The organism is Pseudomonas sp. BN414 (genome assembly GCF_029871275.1).
Taxonomy (GTDB): domain Bacteria; phylum Pseudomonadota; class Gammaproteobacteria; order Pseudomonadales; family Pseudomonadaceae; genus Metapseudomonas; species Metapseudomonas resinovorans_C.
Window position 1 is genome coordinate 1 of record NZ_SSOL01000056.1, and the last position, 1,991, is coordinate 1,991.

A 1,991-nucleotide genomic window follows, 5' to 3' on the forward strand; every position below is an offset into this window, starting at 1 on the left:
GGCATGTCCAGCAGCTTCTTCGAGTGCACCCTGGCCCAGGTCTACAAGCGCGCCGATGGCGATGGCCTGTACCGTGGCGGCCCGTCCTACTACATCCAGCACGGCCTGAAGCTGCGCTGGATGGCGCTGACCTTCGCCGTGCTGCTGCTGGTGACCTACGGCTTCGCCTTCAACGGCCTGCAGGCCTTCACCGTGACCCACTCCCTGGAAAACGCCTTCGACCTGCCGGTGCAGTACACCGGTATCGGCCTGGCCGTGCTCCTGGGCCTGGTGTTCATCGGCGGCATCAAGCGCATCGCCTCGGTGTCCGACCTGCTGGTGCCGGTCAAGACCCTGGCCTACATCGCCGTCACCTGCTACGTGATCATCTCCCAGATCGAGCTGGTGCCGGACATGCTGGTGACCATCGTGAAGAGCGCCTTCGGCCTGGAGCCGGCCTTCGCCGGCCTGCTCGGCAGCGCCATCGTGATGGGTGTGAAGCGCGGCGTGTTCGCCAACGAAGCCGGCCTCGGCAGCGCGCCCAACGTCGCCGCCGTCGCTGCGGTGAAGCACCCGGCCGCCCAGGGCGTGGTGCAGGCGTTCAGCGTCTTCCTCGACACCTTCGTGATCTGCACCTGCACCGCGCTGCTGATCCTGCTGTCCGGTTTCTACACTCCGGGCTTCGAAGGCGACGGCATCGTGCTGACCCAGAACTCCCTGGCCGCGGTGGTCGGTGAATGGGGCCGCGTGTTCATCAGCGTGGCGCTGAGCCTCTTCGTCTTCACCTGCATCCTCTACAACTACTACCTCGGCGAGAACGCCCTGCAGTTCCTGGCCGGCCGCAGCCGCGCCGCCCTGCTAAGCTACCGCGGCTTGGTGCTGGCGCTGATCTGCTGGGGTTCGATGCAGGACCTGGGCACCGTGTTCGCCTTCGCCGACATCACCATGACCTGCCTGGCCTTCGTCAACCTGGTGGCCCTGGCCATGCTGATCAAGGTCGGGCTGCGGGTGATGCGCGACTACGACGAGCAGCGCAAGGCGGGTGTCGATCAGCCGGTGTTCAACATCGACGAGTTTACCGACCTCGACCTGGATCGCAGCGTATGGCCATCGCGAGCAACTGAAGAGAGTGACCTTCCCTCTGTAGGCGCCACATCAGTAAATCGCGCCTGATATCTGGCTAACCACACCAGTCAACAACTGACGACCTATCGCCAGAAGCCTGGTTTTAAACCCAGGCTTCTGTGCTTCGCAAAACTCCGGTCACTGCGTCCGCAACGCTAAACTGCCGAAGACCATTTTCTGACTAGCGATGCACGTACCGCCCCGACTCAAAAAGCGGCATGTAAACCGGACGGGCCGAAAGCCGACGCGAACGCTCCAACCATAGGGGCCGTCTCGCTGGAGCACTACAGCTAAACATGCAGATCAGGACTCGCCGGTATCCGGCACCAGGTGCGCCGCCAGCACGCCAGCGATGGCGCAGCGTTCGTCATTGTCGGAGGTGTCGCCACTGATGCCGATGGCGCCGAGGATCTCGCCGCCGCCATTGCGCACCAGCACGCCCCCCGACACCGGCAGCATCTGCCCATCTGCCCATCTGCCAGATCGCTCAGGGCGTAGAAGAAGGCCGGCATCGCCGCCGCGCGGCGCGCCAGTTCGCGGCCGCCGAAGCCCATGCCGAGCACCGACGCCGCCTTGCCGCTGGCGATCTGCGGCCGCAGCAGGCTGGCGCGCTCGTCGCGCTTGAGCGCCAGCGGGTGCCCGCCGGAATCCAGCACTGCCACGCACAGGGGCTGCAGGGCCAGCCGCCGGCCTTCGGCGAGAGCGGCATCGACCATCAGCGAGGCCAGTTCCAGAGTGAGTCTGCGCATGCCGGTCATCCCCGCGCCGGGACGGGACGCTTGCCAGCCGCCACCGCACGCTGCCGGGTATGCAGCTCGGCCCATTTGACGGTGTTGAAGTCGCTCACCTTGTAGGGGTCGTAGCCCGGCACCTGGGGCTCCATACGC

General features: G+C 65.6%; 1 protein-coding gene and 1 pseudogene. One reads left to right on the top strand and one right to left on the bottom strand.

Annotation, left to right across the window (positions count from 1 at the left end; translation table 11 throughout):
• Positions 1-1,152 (top strand): alanine/glycine:cation symporter family protein (locus E8E95_RS11715; RefSeq protein ID WP_280350218.1); only part of this gene is annotated, 1,152 nt, incomplete at its 5' end.
• 255 nt (positions 1,153-1,407) lie between these two features.
• Here the strand turns inward: E8E95_RS11715 and E8E95_RS11720 are convergent.
• A pseudogene (locus E8E95_RS11720) lies at positions 1,408-1,853 on the bottom strand (heme-binding protein).
• Positions 1,854-1,991 lie beyond the last annotated feature (138 nt).